The sequence below is a fragment of the Bradyrhizobium sp. 138 genome (assembly GCF_023074075.1).
Lineage (GTDB): Bacteria > Pseudomonadota > Alphaproteobacteria > Rhizobiales > Xanthobacteraceae > Bradyrhizobium.
In genome coordinates, this window is record NZ_JADPKT010000091.1 from 1 (window position 1) to 14,152 (window position 14,152).

The 14,152-nt window shown below is 61.6% G+C and carries 18 protein-coding genes; 1 reads left to right on the top strand and 17 read right to left on the bottom strand.

Annotated elements, in window-relative coordinates; genetic code table 11:
• The 3 genes from IVA79_RS31280 to IVA79_RS31290 form a co-directional block, all read right to left on the bottom strand.
• The coding region (locus IVA79_RS31280; protein ID WP_247560395.1) for a hypothetical protein at nt 1-667 on the bottom strand (667 nt) is incomplete at its 3' end.
• Nucleotides 668-1,030: 363 nt separating this feature from the next.
• Nucleotides 1,031-1,333 carry a hypothetical protein gene (locus IVA79_RS31285; RefSeq protein WP_247560398.1) on the bottom strand — a complete coding sequence of 101 codons (303 nt, stop codon included), beginning with the start codon at nt 1,331-1,333 and terminating at the stop codon, nt 1,031-1,033.
• A gap of 556 nt (nt 1,334-1,889) precedes the next feature.
• Nucleotides 1,890-2,279 carry a hypothetical protein gene (locus tag IVA79_RS31290; RefSeq protein ID WP_247560400.1) on the bottom strand — a complete coding sequence of 130 codons (390 nt, stop codon included), beginning with the start codon at nt 2,277-2,279 and terminating at the stop codon, nt 1,890-1,892.
• A 127-nt stretch (nt 2,280-2,406) separates the two neighbouring features.
• Here IVA79_RS31290 and IVA79_RS31295 point away from each other — a divergent pair, with 127 nt between their 5' ends.
• Entirely contained in the window at nt 2,407-2,598 is a 192-nt protein-coding gene (locus tag IVA79_RS31295) for a hypothetical protein (protein ID WP_247560412.1), read from the top strand.
• A gap of 1,679 nt (nt 2,599-4,277) precedes the next feature.
• Here the strand turns inward: IVA79_RS31295 and IVA79_RS31300 are convergent.
• From IVA79_RS31300 to IVA79_RS31365, 14 genes are all read right to left on the bottom strand, one after another.
• Entirely contained in the window at nt 4,278-4,454 is a 177-nt protein-coding gene (locus IVA79_RS31300) for a formyltransferase family protein (protein ID WP_247449445.1), read from the bottom strand.
• Nucleotides 4,451-4,618, bottom strand: a complete 168-nt coding sequence (locus IVA79_RS31305) for a hypothetical protein (protein WP_247560414.1) — start codon at nt 4,616-4,618, stop codon at nt 4,451-4,453. The genes IVA79_RS31300 and IVA79_RS31305 overlap by 4 nt, the downstream gene beginning before the upstream one ends.
• A gap of 8 nt (nt 4,619-4,626) precedes the next feature.
• Nucleotides 4,627-5,667, bottom strand: a complete 1,041-nt coding sequence (gene hypE / locus IVA79_RS31310) for a hydrogenase expression/formation protein HypE (RefSeq protein ID WP_247560416.1) — start codon at nt 5,665-5,667, stop codon at nt 4,627-4,629.
• On the bottom strand, nt 5,664-6,806 hold the full coding sequence (gene hypD, locus IVA79_RS31315; protein ID WP_247560418.1) for a hydrogenase formation protein HypD: 1,143 nt from the start codon (nt 6,804-6,806) through the stop codon (nt 5,664-5,666). The genes hypE and hypD overlap by 4 nt, the downstream gene beginning before the upstream one ends.
• A complete protein-coding gene (locus IVA79_RS31320; protein WP_247560420.1) occupies nt 6,803-7,039 on the bottom strand; it encodes a HypC/HybG/HupF family hydrogenase formation chaperone in 237 nt (78 codons plus the stop codon). Before IVA79_RS31320 ends, hypD begins: the two co-directional genes overlap by 4 nt.
• A complete protein-coding gene (gene hypF / locus IVA79_RS31325) occupies nt 7,039-9,288 on the bottom strand; it encodes a carbamoyltransferase HypF (RefSeq protein WP_247560432.1) in 2,250 nt (749 codons plus the stop codon). Before hypF ends, IVA79_RS31320 begins: the two co-directional genes overlap by 1 nt.
• Nucleotides 9,285-10,169, bottom strand: coding sequence for a hydrogenase nickel incorporation protein HypB (gene hypB, locus IVA79_RS31330; RefSeq protein ID WP_247560434.1), 885 nt, complete (start codon nt 10,167-10,169; stop codon nt 9,285-9,287). The genes hypF and hypB overlap by 4 nt, the downstream gene beginning before the upstream one ends.
• Nucleotides 10,169-10,510, bottom strand: a complete 342-nt coding sequence (gene hypA / locus IVA79_RS31335; protein WP_247560436.1) for a hydrogenase maturation nickel metallochaperone HypA — start codon at nt 10,508-10,510, stop codon at nt 10,169-10,171. The genes hypB and hypA overlap by 1 nt, the downstream gene beginning before the upstream one ends.
• The gene (locus tag IVA79_RS31340) at nt 10,503-11,597 is read right to left on the bottom strand and encodes a nickel-dependent hydrogenase large subunit (RefSeq protein WP_247560439.1); all 1,095 of its coding nucleotides are present in this window, start codon (nt 11,595-11,597) and stop codon (nt 10,503-10,505) included. Before IVA79_RS31340 ends, hypA begins: the two co-directional genes overlap by 8 nt.
• The gene (gene hybE, locus IVA79_RS31345; protein WP_247560441.1) at nt 11,594-12,109 is read right to left on the bottom strand and encodes a [NiFe]-hydrogenase assembly chaperone HybE; all 516 of its coding nucleotides are present in this window, start codon (nt 12,107-12,109) and stop codon (nt 11,594-11,596) included. The genes IVA79_RS31340 and hybE overlap by 4 nt, the downstream gene beginning before the upstream one ends.
• Nucleotides 12,106-12,306, bottom strand: a complete 201-nt coding sequence (locus IVA79_RS31350; RefSeq protein WP_247335150.1) for a rubredoxin — start codon at nt 12,304-12,306, stop codon at nt 12,106-12,108. The genes hybE and IVA79_RS31350 overlap by 4 nt, the downstream gene beginning before the upstream one ends.
• Nucleotides 12,303-13,166 carry a hydrogenase expression/formation protein gene (locus tag IVA79_RS31355; protein WP_247560443.1) on the bottom strand — a complete coding sequence of 288 codons (864 nt, stop codon included), beginning with the start codon at nt 13,164-13,166 and terminating at the stop codon, nt 12,303-12,305. The genes IVA79_RS31350 and IVA79_RS31355 overlap by 4 nt, the downstream gene beginning before the upstream one ends.
• Nucleotides 13,163-13,606: a hydrogenase accessory protein gene (locus tag IVA79_RS31360; RefSeq protein ID WP_247560445.1), complete on the bottom strand. Its 444-nt coding sequence runs from the start codon at nt 13,604-13,606 to the stop codon at nt 13,163-13,165. The genes IVA79_RS31355 and IVA79_RS31360 overlap by 4 nt, the downstream gene beginning before the upstream one ends.
• Nucleotides 13,607-13,844: 238 nt before the next feature.
• Nucleotides 13,845-14,141, bottom strand: coding sequence for a HypC/HybG/HupF family hydrogenase formation chaperone (locus tag IVA79_RS31365; protein ID WP_247560447.1), 297 nt, complete (start codon nt 14,139-14,141; stop codon nt 13,845-13,847).
• Nucleotides 14,142-14,152: the final 11 nt, after the last annotated feature.

Below are 14,152 nucleotides of genomic sequence, written 5' to 3' on the forward strand. Positions count from 1 at the left end.
CGGCTCGACGAACTCTTGCCCTGGAATTGGCGCGACCGGAACAAGCAAGCCAATCAGGCTGCCTGAGTGACCGCTGCGCGGTCCTCACCGGATGCTTACCAGGTAGATGTCGGCAAGCTGGATCATGCGGGAGTGGTGCGATCGCGCGAAGTGCACCGAGTCCACGATACTGGTGATCTTGATGCCCCAATCCCACGGCGTACCTTTTGTTCGGTAACGGGCGAAGTCCGCGATCATGTTCTTGAACTCCTGATTGTCCAGGTCGCCGATCAGGATTGTCCGCTCTTCTTGATTCGCCATCTCGACACGCTCGCAGAAGTGGGCGAACGCGATCCGCGATTTTGTGCTTTGCCTTTAGTTTCTCGTAATCAATGGCCACGTAGACCCGCTTCACAGGCGCGTTCGCCAGGATCTCGGTCAGGCCCTTCAGGACTGCTAGGCGTTCCGGGAAATCCATGTTCCCGAAAGGCCCCTTCTTGAAGTGGATCAAGCGAGCGTGGAAGCAAGTCTCCGGCGTAAGGTCTGCCGTTTCAAACAGCTCGATGGCAAGGTTATTCAGTTGGCTTTCGATCTCCATGATCTTGTCCATGGGCACGCAGATGCCGCCAACGAAATAGTAGTTCTGGCCCTGTGATGGCTGGGACTTCACTTCGTCGAAATAGGTCACGTACACAGCACAATCTCGCGGGTTAGCAGGGAAGAATGCTCAGAACAGTTACACCGGCCTGAAGCAGAAACTTCCAGTCACATGTTGTCCAGGCTCGATCGACTAAGCCTGCACACGGCAAAGGCCCCCACGAAGGGGCCTTGTTGTTTGGCGAGTTGAGGACGGCGGATAGGACAAACGGCCAAAGCTGCTCCTGGTGCCCTCTCCTTGTTCCCGTTGCTGGACACGGTGGACGGGTCCATTCAGCCTACGCCGGGTAAAATACCCTCACAGCCGTTTCCCGACTTTGGACTTTCCCGTGCGAGAGGTGATCGCCGGCCGGGACGGTACAATTCTGCGCACAGCAACACAGAAGCTGGCAACTTAGAACAGCATCTTGATGTCCTGCGTCAGCGTTTGCCAGAGTGTTAGGGCCACTCTCCAGAATACGCCTGCTGACGGAATAAGAAGGCAGACAAAGCCGATGGAGTACAAAACCGCGACCACGACGCGGGATATGGGATGAAGCTCGTCGAGGTATCGGTAATGCAGATGCAAGTATCCGATTTGTGTCTCTGTCTCCGTCTGCCCGCTCGGGTTTGTCTTTTTGTAGCGCTCCCTGATTCCCCAATACTCTTTGAAGTACTTATCGTTGTTGTGAGTGAACGCTTTCTCGATATCAACCATCGGAAAGTCGCCGCTTACATCCTTCACTGCTGAAACGTAGGCATTGGCAGAGCCGTAGTATTTGACAGCGTTTGGACAGCGCCACGAGTAAATAGCGACTGCCGCCGCGATAGCGCAGAGTCCGAAATATATGAGCAGCAACTGGGCGAGACAGACACCTCGTTCGGCGAGCCGCCCAGCTCACGAATGACATGCAGATACTCCGCGATCTTTGCGTTGAAGATGATCAAGTAGCCTATCAAGGGAATAAGCACCGTCATACGGGCTGCTGGCGAGCTGCTAACCGCCCAAAAACGCGACCACACCACGGGGCGTAGGTGAAGCAATGAGATGCGATGCGTCATCCGTCCAAAGAACGTGCGTTTCATAAATTCGTACCCTTGCGCAAGCTCTAAGCCGGCCACGTGTTCTAACTGCCACTTCAGTATGTTTCTCACCCAAAAGCCGGGAGACCGTACTTCAACACGAGGCCACCGGCCACACTCGCGGCAGCAATCAGCCCGCTCCACCAAAAGGACCTAGGCTTGGCCGCTTTCATCGGTGAGTTTTGGATCGTTCAGATATGGATCGAGCGGCTCAAGCAACTGGCCGGCGCGAGATCCCAAGCGGGCTGAATCCCGGTGCCCACGACGTCCCAGCTTGGTGACTTCGTGCTGAGTTGGATCGTCAGCTTATTCCAATATGCGTCGTCCGGATAAAGCTCCGGCGTCACCTTGATGCCGGTGAGCTTCTCGAACTCAGGCAGCTGGGCTGCGACCGCGTCGGCGTACGGATGAATGTCGTAGGCCCAGACGATCGATGCACCTTCGAACTGCCGCCAGTTGATGTCGTCCGTCTTGGCGTGGGTAGATGTCATGGCCGACCCGGCCAAAAGCGTGCAGCATATAAGAGCTTTTCTGACAAAATCGGCAGAATGGCCGCAACCAGCGGCGAGCTTCCTTGGCATGATCCCCTCCGATGGGCTCTTTGTCCCGTAAACCACGCGCCCTCCTCATCCGAAAGGCCGCAGTGGTGGGAACGCTAGCGGTCATTCTTCCGTCGTAACCGGCTTTTCGAACTCAGGTTGGGTAAAATTGAGTAAGGTCAAGAAGTGGATGATTCAGCACAGAATCGCGAATTGGGAGAAAGCTCCGCCGGGCCAGACGGGTATTGAAGTTAGAGGCATGGAAGCAGTGATGCTGCACATTCATTCAGCGCATGCAAAACGGCAGGCTGATGATCAGCTTGCCGCGCAGCGTATGCCGGTTCGGATCGAGCGTCTATGATGACTTCCACTGAACTGCTCAAGAGCACTGAGCGCAAGGCTCGTCAGGGGTTGGGTTGATCGTGCAAATCAATTCCTCGAGTTGCGCTCAAGCAGCCTTCGCGGAGGTCCTGGCCCTAAACAGGCCCTCACATTGAACGCGAGGACCCGTTTCGATCTACGGGCTCCGCAACCCGATAGAGCGAAGCGTTTCCTGCAACGCGTGATCGATCGTCGATAATTGACTAAGCCTCAGCAGCAGTAGTTCATTCAACGAGTTTATATGGCATTGAAGGTTCTCGCGCACGCGCCGGTCATCAACGCTCCCAGTCATGCTCTCAATGGTCCTGAGACATTCGCGCAAACTCTCGATGCTCCGTCGCAATGTTTGACAGTGTCTCCTGGTCTCTGAGATCTGGTTTCTCTCCTCGAAAGGAACAGTGATGATGTTTGCGCCCGCAACTTCGGACGAAGTCTCAGCTGTATCCATTTGATTCCTTCATTTCGGATTGTGCTGCCCGTTGATCTTCCTTCAGGACGGTGGAAGCGCCTACTAGGCAGCTTTAAGGTACGCGAACCATCATCAGGAACTTCTCGACTCGGGTCTTCAGTCGCCGCTGTCGTTGGACAGCCTCTGTGCCGAGACAAGCAGCTGGCTTAAAGCCGAACAGGCGTCCGTTGCGCCGCGTTTGACGTCGGCAATGCATGCCACTGCCGCCTTACGCTCCCTGCTGCACGTTTCGGGAAATGCCTTTGCGTGGCTGGCTACCCCCTGCTCTCAACTGCAGACGGGATCGCCATGAGATTTCCGAGACCCGGCTTATGATCCCGCCGATCTTCTGGATTGCGAGGGAACCTACGGCCGACTGCATATCATCGATTTGTGGACTGATCTCGCCAGTCTCAAGCCGTCCGCAACCGACGAAGCCATTTATGGTCGGCTTCCCGCCGCTCCCTGAACCGGTCGACGCATTTCTTGGAGCAAAGTGCCGTTCGCCAGCTGTAGTAGCGTACGAGCCCAAACCTTCGACCGCACATTGCGCAGAACTTTACTGAACCGTGCTGGGAACGATAAGAGCTATCGTGCATTCTCGCCTCCTGTCGGCGTTACGTGGGTGCCTCCTGCATCTTCTTCACCGCAGCACTGACCTACGGGACGACAATGCCAAGCCTCTCGGCGCACGATTGGCGCAAGAGTCTGAGTGCGCCCTCCTTGGCGACCGGAACATTCAATTTGAGTGCTTCGCCGTGACCGCTGAACCTAACGATACCTGAATCTTAATTGATGCAACAAACAGGGTCTTAACTGTGAAATCCTGCGCTCTGACCCGCATTCTCGGCGCAAATCAACAGATCGAGCCAGTAGGGCGCGTATAGCTGCATCGCCTGGCGCAGGGTGCGCCAGTCTTTTTTAACTGGCGAGATCCGATATCCCCTGGCTATGAGGTCGGTGAGATGTAGATTTGAAGGCTGCTTTGGCGAAGCCGAAGCGCCTGCCTTCGTCAGAAAAGCATGCAGAGCAGATCGAATCCCGCCTTGGGAGCCCCCGCCTGCATTCGATGAGACAGAGGCAAGATGGGCGAGATTGCCAACGGCGATTATTGTTTGAAATCATCGCAGCGGAATGACGCTTTGAACGCGGTCTGCAGCGTGTCCGTGGTTAGGGAAGAAAGCCAGCGCAATCGACCGAGCCAACAGGACCTAGATCGGACCGGCGTCGAACTCGCCATCCGCCTGCAGCACCGTGACACCCCACTCCGCGACGCCCTCGAGAATGGCCCGGTCGAGAGCCGCAGGACCGCGGTCACCTGGCGGGCCGGGGTGCACGATGAGGCAACGCACGCCACGCCAGACATCGTCCGGGATCGGCCGTTTCAAGAACGGCGCGATAACGAGGTCGGGCGGATACAGCGCAACACTTCGCGGGTCACGTCGGGATGGATATCGAGCTCGACCGAGATCTCATGGCTACGCTCGCAGAGTTCGACATGCAGCCGCTGCGTCAGGTTGTTCAAGGAATGCGACAAAAGCAGAATGGGCATCCTGAGCCTCAACAGATCCGAGGTAATTGTTCGCCCGACAGCCAGTCGACGATCCTTCCGCCGCCAAAGCTCGTCGCCATCTGCACGAAATGGTGGTCGTCTGCCACGGCCTCGCCGATCTCGGCGGCATCACGGCCGAACGGATGCACCCGCATCGCCGCAAGCACGGCTGCTGCAACCTCGGGCGCCACGATGGCTGCGAGCTTGCCTTCGTTGGCGACGTAGAGCGGATCGAGCCCGAGCAGTTCGCAGGCCGCAGCAACACCTGGCTTCACCGGGATCGCCGCCTCCTGAAGTCGGAAGCCGAGGCCGGACTGCTGGGCGATCTCGTTCAGCGTCGCGGCGAGCCCACCGCGGGTGGGATCGCGCATCAAACGGATGCCCTTGCCGCCGGCCGCCAGCATGCTCGCCACGAAATCATGCAACGACGCGGAATCCGAGACGATCTCGGTCTCAAAAGCGAGGTTCTGGCGTTTGGACATGATGGCGACGCCATGGTCCCCGAGCGTTCCAGAGATCAGGACACGATCGCCGACGCGGGCATTCCCAGCAGAGAGGTCGAGCCCGGCAGGCACGACACCGACCCCGGCTGTCGAGATGAACAGGCCGTCGGCCTTGCCGCGCTCGACGACCTTCGTGTCACCGGTGATGATGTAGACGCCCGCGGCTCGCGCGGCCTCGCCCATGGAATCCGCAATCATCTTCAGGTCGGAGAAACGAAAACCCTCCTCGATGATAAAGCTCGCCGAGAGATAGAGGGGCCGCGCGCCGGCCATGGCGATGTCGTTGACCGTGCCATGCACGGCGAGCGAGCCGATATTGCCGCCCGGAAAGAACAGCGGCGAGACCACATAGCCGTCGGTCGTCATCACCATGCGCCCGGCGCCGACATCGAACGCAGACTGGTCGTTGCCGCACGCCAGCCATTCATTGCCGAAGGCCTCGTGGAACAGGCCCGAGATCAGTTGCGACATGGCGCGGCCACCGGATCCGTGGGACAGGTCGACGCAGCCGTTGCTTATGTCGAGCTTGCGCTGATGGGCTTTCATGACGCCCGCCGTTGCTGATGATCGCGGAAGCGGCCGTAAGTCCAGTGTGCCGCACATGCACCCTCGGACGAGACCATGCAGGACCCCATCGGCGTCTCCGGCGTGCACACCGTGCCGAACAGCTGGCAGTCAACCGGCTTCTTCACGCCGCGCAGGATGGCGCCGCATTCACAGGCCGGATTGTCGGCAACGCGAAGCTCGTTCATGTCGAAGCGGACCTCGGCGTCGTATTTGGAGTAGGCCCGCTTCAGCTTGAGCCCGCTATAAGGCACTAGGCCGAGACCGCGCCACTCGAACTGGTCGCGCGGCTCGAAGATGTCGGAGACCTCCTCCTTGGCGCGCAGATTGCCGTCACGGGTCACTGCGCGGCTATACTGGTTCTCCACCTCATGCCGGTGCTCGTTGACCTGCCGCACCAGCATCAGGATCGCCTGCATCATGTCGAGCGGCTCGAAGCCCGCGATCACCACCGGCTTGCCAAATTCTTCGGCAAAGAACTCGTAAGGCTCGGTGCCGATGATGGTCGAGACATGGCCCGGCCCGACGAAGCCGTCGATCTCGACACGGTCGATATTGCGGATATCGGGGCTTTCCAGGATGTTCTGCATCGCCGGCGGCGTCAGCACATGATTGCAGAACACGCTGAAGTTCTTGAGCTGCTTCTTATCAGCGAGCCGGATCATCATGGCAGTCGGCGGCGTCGTGGTCTCGAAGCCGATGGCGAAGAACACGACCGCGCGGCCGGGAATTTCTTCCGCAACACGGATTGCATCAATCGTGGAATAAACCATACGGACGTCGCCGCCGCGCGCCTTCGCCTTCAGCAGCGAGCCACCCTGCGAGCCCGGCACCCGCATCAGGTCGCCGTAGACGCAAAGGATCACGTCCGGCCGCTCGGCGAGCCGGATCGCCATGTCGATGCGTCCCGCTGGCAAGACGCAGACAGGGCAGCCGGGGCCGTGGATCATCCGCACGTTCTTCGGCAGCATGTCCTCCAGCCCGTAGCGGGAGATTGCATGCGTGTGGCCACCGCAAAATTCCATGAAACGATAGGATTTTTCCGGATCGGCCTCCGAGCGAATCGCCTTCGCCAATCCCAGCGCGATCTCCTTGTCGCGAAACTCGTCGGCATATTTCATTGCGCGGCCTCCCGGCTTTCGGCGCCGATTTCACGCAACAGCCCCAGCGTCCGCTGCGCCTCCTCCGGATCGATCTTGGTCAGGGCGTAGCCCACATGGATGATCACGTGGTCGCCGACGGCGAGGTTTTCGATCAGCGCCACCGAGATCTCCTTGCTGACGCCATCGATCGAGACGACGGCCATGTCGTCGGGCAGGAGCTTTGTGACCTCAGCAGGTATCGCGAGACACATCAGGCGTTTCCTTCCGGGCCTTGCTGTTCGAGGAGTTGGAGCGCGGCGAGCCAGGCCTGCCCGAGGCTGAGGCCGCCGTCATTGGACGGCACCTGGCGAGGCAGCAACGGCGAGAGCCCGGCGGCGACGCAGCCGCGCCCGATCTCGTTTGCGAGGATCGCATTGAGGAAACAGCCACCGCTCAGGATGACGGTCGTGACGCTGGTCTCCAGTGCCGCGCGCGCGATCCAGTCGACGCAGGCGGCGGCGAAGGTGCCATGGAAGAGGTCGGCCCCATCGACCGGATCGACCGCAAGGCGCTCGAGCAAGGGGAAAAGAGACAACACGCCATTCTCGATCGTCCAGCCGTCCTCCGCGAGGCGCGGTGTGCGGACACGCGCTTCCAGTTTCATTGCGGCTTCGCCCTCGTAACTCTGCACCGGACAGAGACCAAGCAGCCCCGCCGCCGCGTCAAACAGCCGGCCGGCGCTGGTCGTCGTCGCCACGCCGGGCTGGTCGAGCATAGCGCAGAGACGCGCAGCCTGCGGCTGCATCGCAAAGCGCTTCCCAATCGCGTCGCCGCGCCGCAAGGCGTGCAGCACGCTCGCGGCCATGCGCCACGGCTCGCGCGTCGCGCGATCGCCACCGGGCATCTTCATCGGCGCCAGATGTCCGAGCCGCCGGAAGCGTGCACCATCGCACGAGAGCAACTCGCCGCCCCAATTGCCACCGTCGCTGCCATAGCCGAAGCCGTCGAGCACCAGCGCCAACGCTGGCCCTGCGACGCCATGTTCCGCCATCACGGATGCCGCATGGGCATGGTGATGCTGGACCGCGATCAGCCGCCTCCCGCTGGCTTCGGCGAAACGGGTCGAAGCCATGTTCGGATGCAGGTCGTGGGCGATGACGACCGGCTCGATGTCCAGCGTCGAGAGCAGGTGATCCACCGTCTCCTCGAAAAAGCGAATGCCTTCCGCGGTGTCGAGATCGCCGATGTGCTGGGAGACGAAGGCTTCGTTGCCGCGGATGATGGTGACCGTCGACTTCAGCGCGCCGCCGACCGCAAGCACCGACGGGACGGACTTCGCGAGCCTAATCGGCTCGGGAATATAGCCGCGGGCGCGGCGGATGAACTGCGCTCGGCCCGCGACGACCGACACGACAGAGTCGTCCGCGCGGGTGACGATGTCGCGGTCATGCGTGACGATCAGGTCGGCGATGCCGGCAAGCCGCCGTTTGGCCTCGTCATTGACGACCACCAGCGGCTCGCCGCCAGGATTGGCGCTGGTTGCCACGATCGCCCAACTTGCGCCGTCCGCTCGCGGATGCGCTGAATTGAGCGCCTTCAGCACCAGATGATGCAGCGGCGCGACGGGCAGCATGACGCCGATCCGCGACAGCTCCGGCGCAATCGCGGGCGGGAGCATATCGCGGGATCTCATCAGCACGATGGGCCGCGGCGAGGATTCCAGCAGCGCGAGCCCGACCCCATCGATTTCAGCGATCTCGCCGACCACATCCGTCGAACCGACCATCACGGCGAACGGCTTCTGATTGCGATGCTTCCGGCGCCGCAGACGCCACACAGCCGCATCTTCACGGGCATTGCACAGCAATTGATATCCGCCGAGCCCCTTGATCGCGACGATCCGTCCATCAGCGATCGCAGTGGCGATCTGCTTGGTATCATGACTGATCCTTGGCCCACATCGCGGGCAGGCAATTGCTTCGGCGTGGAAGCGACGGCTCGCCGGATCGGCATAGTCTGCTGCGCAGGCCGTGCACATCGCGAAGCGTCTCATCGCGGTGGTACGGCGGTCATAGGGCAGCCGCTCGGCGATGGTGTAGCGCGGGCCGCAATGGGTGCAACTGACGAAAGGATAGAGATGGAAGCGGCTCGCCGGATCAAACAGCTCGCTCAGACACTGCGGACAGGTCGCGGCATCAGCGGCGATCCGGGTCGAGACCTTGCCCTGCTCACTGGCGCGGATGTGGAACTCGTCGCTTTCGGTGATGCCGACCGGTTGCACGGAAATCTCGTCTATCCGAGCCAGTGGTGGTTTTTCCAGCGGCAGCGCATCGACAAAATCGGCGGCGCGGTCGCCCTCGACCTCGATCACCACGCCACCGGGATCATTGGCAACGAAGCCGCCGAGCCGATAGCGCGCGGCGAGGCCGTAGACGTAGGGACGAAAGCCCACGCCCTGCACGGCGCCGCGCACATGCAGGCGCAGCCGTGTTCGGTCTCGCGCCATGGCCTCGCCGCTCATGCTGGTCCCGACACGGCCATCTCGGTCGGCTTCATCTGTGCAATCCGCTTGCGAATCCAGGCATAGAATGCCGCAAAACCCTCACCGGAGCACGCCGACACCGTCAAAACCTCAATCTTCGGATTGACCCGGCGCGCATATTCGATCGTCCTTGCAAGATCGAAATCGAGTACGGGCGCAAGATCGATCTTGTTGATCAGCATCAGAGAGGAGGCTGCGAACATGTCCGGATATTTCAGCGGCTTGTCCTCGCCTTCCGTGGTCGAGAACACCACGATCTTGCAGGCCTCGCCGAGATCGAACGCCGCGGGACAGACGAGATTACCGACGTTCTCGATGAAGAGGATGCCGCCGTTAAGCCAGGGCAAGCGGTCATAGGCTTCGCCGACCATGGCGGCATCGAGATGGCAGCCCTTGCCGGTATTGATTTGGATCGCCGGCACGCCGGTCGAGCGGATCCGTTCGGCATCGTTGGAGGTCTGTTGATCGCCTTCGATCACGCCAATCGGAAAGCTGTCCTTCAGCTCGGACACGGCACGAACCAGAAGCGAGGTTTTTCCGGCGCCGGGACTCGAGACCAGGTTGAAGACGAGCACGTCGTCGGTTCGGAAGCGCGCGCGGTTGTCGGCGGCAAGCCGATTGTTCTTGCAGAGAATGTCGCGATCGACCTGGATGATGCGGTCGCTGCTCATGCCGGCGATCTGCTGGCCTGCCGGATTGGCGCTGCAATCGACCAGCCCGCTATCACCGGGCGCGTGATCATGATGATGGTGATGGTCGTGGCTGTGCCCATGATGATGCGAATGATCGTGCCCATGGGAATGATCATAGGTGTGTTCGATGGACGCTTTGGCATCGCTGCAACCGCATACCGTGCACATCAATCGACCTCCAGCTCCCTCACGCGCATCTCTTCGCCGCCGGTCGCCTGCAATTGATAGCTGCCGCAGGACGGACATGGCTCATAGCGCTGCTTGATCTCGACGCCTTTGGAGCAGGCCATGCACCAGGCCGCCCCCGGCATCTCGACGATCTCGAGCTTTGCTCCTTGCGCAATGGTGCGCGCGGCGACGGCCTCGAAGCAGAACTTCATCGCCTCAGGCGCAACATGGCTGAGCGCACCGATCTCCAGGCACACGACGTTCACCCTAGCGAAGGCGCGCTTGCGCGACTCCTCCTGGATAATCTCGATGATTCCTTCGCACAGCGCCATCTCATGCATGGCCGATCTCGCGGAAGCTGAGGCTGAAGCCGACGCACGGATCGAACGAGCTGACGAGCGTGCGGACCGCATCCAGCCCCTGCCGGCCCCCAGCGAGAACGGAGCCCTGGAGGCTGCGAACCAACGGCCCGCGGGCATGGAAATTCCACTCCGTCGGCGCCAAGAATTCGAAGCGGACGATGCGGTCTTCATCGTCGAGCTCGACGGCATGATACAGCCGGCCCCGCGCGCATTCGACGGCACCCGCGCCTCTGCCGGTCCCCAGCCGGTAGCTCTGGAGGATGGCGTCCTCGACTGTCCCATCGTCCGCCTCTAGGAACGCGCAGAGCCGCGCCACTTCCGCGATCCGCGCCTTCAGACGCTCGGCGGGCCCCGCGCCTGGCGGCAGAATCGGCTCACGCCCAACCCGCCGTGCCCAGACGCCGGTCTCCGGAACCCGGCCATGGAGATCAGGCGCATCGGAGAATATCGCGCCATCGGCAAGCAGCCGCATGACGATTTCGAGATCGTCGGCTGCCGACAGGAATGACTCTTCGACCACCGGCGGCAGCAAGGCATGCCCATCGAAATTCGCAAGATGTACCGCCAGCGCGCTGCCGGCCCCGGGGGTTTGCTCCTCGCTCGCGATCCCGAGCGCGGCGAGCGATGCCCTGATCTTCGCCACCGCCTCGCGGCGCGAGACCGCCTCCCCGCGCTCGGCGATGCTGCCACCCAGAACGGCCGTGGCCTCCATCATGGCACGAACGGCTGCCGCGCCGGCACCGTCAAGCGTGAGACGGCCAACGAACAGGCCGCGCAACAATTCGATCAGGCGTTCGGCGACGACAGCGACGACGCGACCGTGCTCGATCTCGAGACTGGCATGCTCGCCCCGCGCCGCCTCGACCGCGGACAGGAAAGCTACCTGATGCGCCATCGAGCACAGGGAGAACAGACGCGACAGCACCGACGGCAGTGACGAGGCCGGCTTTCCCGCGAACAAGCGCGTCAACGGCGGCCGGCTGCGCGGCCGGATCGCGACGTCGGCAATCGTGCCGCCGGCGAGCCACACCGTGATGTCGATCTCGTTGCGGAAGGCCAGACTCATCCGCACCGCTCCGTCAGAACACCGCGCAGGAAGTTACGCCGATCGATCTGGCTTGTTGCTGGCTCGCGACGACGGACCGCCTCCTCGCTGTCGGCCGGCAGCATCAGCTCGGCGAGGGTCGCTTCGGCCGTCGCCCGCGCGGCGACCATGTCCGCGAACTGGAACATCGGCGAGAACAGCGAGCAGCTCGCGATCAGGCCCATTTGTCCGACGTCGCTGAGAGTGAATTCGATATCGCCCGCAGGGAAGCGCATTCGCAGGCTCGGGCCCGACGTATCCCGCGCGATCGCGCTCGCCGGCATCACCACGTTCATGAACCAGGGCGTGACCATGATGCCGATGGTCGTGCCGTTGAACCAGCGGAAACCGACCGCTTCGACGCCGAGCGCGTCGTTGTAGATCGGCAGATCGCGCATCGCGCGCTCGCCGATCTCCCGATAGCTTCCTGCCAAGAGCTCGCCCCACGCGTCGGCGTCGGCAACGCTGGCAGGAATTTGCGCATCAGCCGTCATGACTCGATCGCCATGAACTTGGATTTTGGAGAGTCGCAGTTCGGGCAGCGCCAGTCTTCCGGCAACGCCGCGAACGGAGTGCGGGGCTCGATCTGTGCCACCCCGTCGCCATCAGTGGGGTCATAGACCGTCCAGCAGATGCCGCATTCCAGCCGCGTGACATCGGCGACGTCCTGGCGCTTCTCGAACCCGCTCATTTGAAATAGGCCTCGATGATCTCCTGAAGCCGCTCAGCCGAGTCCTCGAAATCCTCGTCAGCCGCAATCGCCACCGTCGGCACGCCGCCGACCTCCAGCGTATCGAGGATGATGGCGTCCATGGCGTTGAAGAACTGCACCGACCAGACATTGCGAATGCCCGTGGAGAGCACCCGGCAGCTACCATAGCCGCGAGAAACCAGTTGGATCGGCCCGTTCTTGATCGTGTCCTGGAGAAAACTCATGTCGACCGGGCTCATCGGCAGCAGCGTGAAATTGATGATCTGCGAGCGGATGCCCGGCCGCCATGCGGGCGCCCGCTCGCGGATTTCCGCAAGCACCGGCAGCACGTTCATGGCACCTTCGGGGGCCTGCCCGATCTCGAAATCCGCAGCCGTGAGATCGGCAGCGGCGCGCTTCACGATCTCCGGGATCGGCCCGACCTCGAGATATTCGTGATTGGCGTCGCTCTCGAGCCGCACGCGCCAGATCCCGGCCAGCACAGATTCCTGGATCTGCGCCAACGATCCATCGGGCAGCGCAACGACGGCGGCCACTTCGCCCTCGCCCATCACGTCGGCAATCAGCTTGCGCTCGAGATCGTTGAGATTGCCAAGCCGGAACAGTTGCGTCGGCATGTCGGCCTTCTGGCTCCCGATCGCTGCGGCCACCTTCGAAAACAGCTCGATGACCTTCGGGCAGATCCTGGCGAGTTCCGCGCTGTCGAGCTTGGCAAGCTTGGCCAAGGCACCGGCCGCGGTCAGACTGCCGCTCGTCGCGGTCAGGTTCTCATCGCCGATCGGAAACACGTTGATCGGCTGCTCCGCGCCCTCGGGCGCAGTCCAGAAACCCGCTTTCATAGTTCGACACCTTGGCGGTGTGGGGGAACGACGGTTGTCATGACAACGGCGCGCGTGCCGCGCGGACGGTCGATCAGCTTGGTGATGCGGTCGACATAGATCGACCAGTCCTGGATCTTCGCGATCAGTCCGAGTGTCTCGCCCTTGGCGACGAAGATCAGCGTCGGCTGCACGCGTACGCCAAAGCGCTGGCCGAGTTCGCTCTCGGCACCGCGGGCGATCACCGCGGCACGCAACCGACCCTTGAATGCCTCGATTAGCTCCGGCAGCACGACCGCGACGTCGATCGCCTCCGGAAAACGCGCGGGGTCTCCCGCCGACAGCAACACGGCGATGGCGCGGGCCTCGTCGGTCGTATTCAGAAAACGACCGACTGTCGCAGCATCCACGTCCGGCAAGCCACGCCGCGCCAGATCCTGCCTTCCCTGCTGGAATTTCATCAGACCTCCCCTGACAAGCTTATGATTCTGCTGGGAATAGGGATCAGCAAGTTACGTGCCAAGGACGGTTATCACCTTTCCTGATTTATCTAGTTGATTTGAATCATATATTTCCACGACAGAAGATGCATCAATCCCAGGACGGAAAGCTAATTTCCATATCGGATGAAAATAAACTTAGCAGATAGAAATTTAGCTTCCAGCGAGTACGCGGGCTCTCGCGGAGCGGGCTGCCGCCCTAATCAAGCCGGAGATGCTCGGGCAGTTGCGGCTCGCGGTCAATGAGGTCGGCGAAGAAGTGATCGCAATCCTCGCCATTGATCGCCGCGCCCAGACCGTCGATCGCGGCGCCGATCAGGCGCGCCTCGGCCTCATGCAGAAGCCGAACCGCGGTGTCGATAAAGACCAGCACCCTGGCACCGGCCGGAGGGTCCGAGAGCAGCAGCATCGAAACGCGCCGCTGCTCGCCTCGGAACTCGCACAGCGCCGATATCCCGTCAGTCTCAACGATCGTCATCGGCAAGCCGAGGCACATGGCGGATCTCC

What these genes read in the sequence shown, in the direction of transcription:
- hypB (WP_247560434.1), bottom strand. Translation starts at nt 10,169, where the DNA reads ATGTGCACGGTATGCGGTTGCAGCGATGCCAAAGCGTCCATCGAACAC.
- hypE (WP_247560416.1), bottom strand. Translation starts at nt 5,667, where the DNA reads ATGAAAGCCCATCAGCGCAAGCTCGACATAAGCAACGGCTGCGTCGAC.
- IVA79_RS31290 (WP_247560400.1), bottom strand. Translation starts at nt 2,279, where the DNA reads ATGCCAAGGAAGCTCGCCGCTGGTTGCGGCCATTCTGCCGATTTTGTC.
- hypA (WP_247560436.1), bottom strand. Translation starts at nt 10,510, where the DNA reads ATGCATGAGATGGCGCTGTGCGAAGGAATCATCGAGATTATCCAGGAG.
- IVA79_RS31305 (WP_247560414.1), bottom strand. Translation starts at nt 4,618, where the DNA reads ATGCCCATTCTGCTTTTGTCGCATTCCTTGAACAACCTGACGCAGCGG.
- IVA79_RS31340 (WP_247560439.1), bottom strand. Translation starts at nt 11,597, where the DNA reads ATGAGTCTGGCCTTCCGCAACGAGATCGACATCACGGTGTGGCTCGCC.
- IVA79_RS31365 (WP_247560447.1), bottom strand. Translation starts at nt 14,141, where the DNA reads ATGTGCCTCGGCTTGCCGATGACGATCGTTGAGACTGACGGGATATCG.
- hybE (WP_247560441.1), bottom strand. Translation starts at nt 12,109, where the DNA reads ATGACGGCTGATGCGCAAATTCCTGCCAGCGTTGCCGACGCCGACGCG.
- IVA79_RS31355 (WP_247560443.1), bottom strand. Translation starts at nt 13,166, where the DNA reads ATGAAAGCGGGTTTCTGGACTGCGCCCGAGGGCGCGGAGCAGCCGATC.
- IVA79_RS31350 (WP_247335150.1), bottom strand. Translation starts at nt 12,306, where the DNA reads ATGAGCGGGTTCGAGAAGCGCCAGGACGTCGCCGATGTCACGCGGCTG.
- IVA79_RS31320 (WP_247560420.1), bottom strand. Translation starts at nt 7,039, where the DNA reads ATGTGTCTCGCGATACCTGCTGAGGTCACAAAGCTCCTGCCCGACGAC.
- hypD (WP_247560418.1), bottom strand. Translation starts at nt 6,806, where the DNA reads ATGAAATATGCCGACGAGTTTCGCGACAAGGAGATCGCGCTGGGATTG.
- IVA79_RS31360 (WP_247560445.1), bottom strand. Translation starts at nt 13,606, where the DNA reads ATGAAATTCCAGCAGGGAAGGCAGGATCTGGCGCGGCGTGGCTTGCCG.
- IVA79_RS31285 (WP_247560398.1), bottom strand. Translation starts at nt 1,333, where the DNA reads ATGGTTGATATCGAGAAAGCGTTCACTCACAACAACGATAAGTACTTC.
- hypF (WP_247560432.1), bottom strand. Translation starts at nt 9,288, where the DNA reads ATGAGCGGCGAGGCCATGGCGCGAGACCGAACACGGCTGCGCCTGCAT.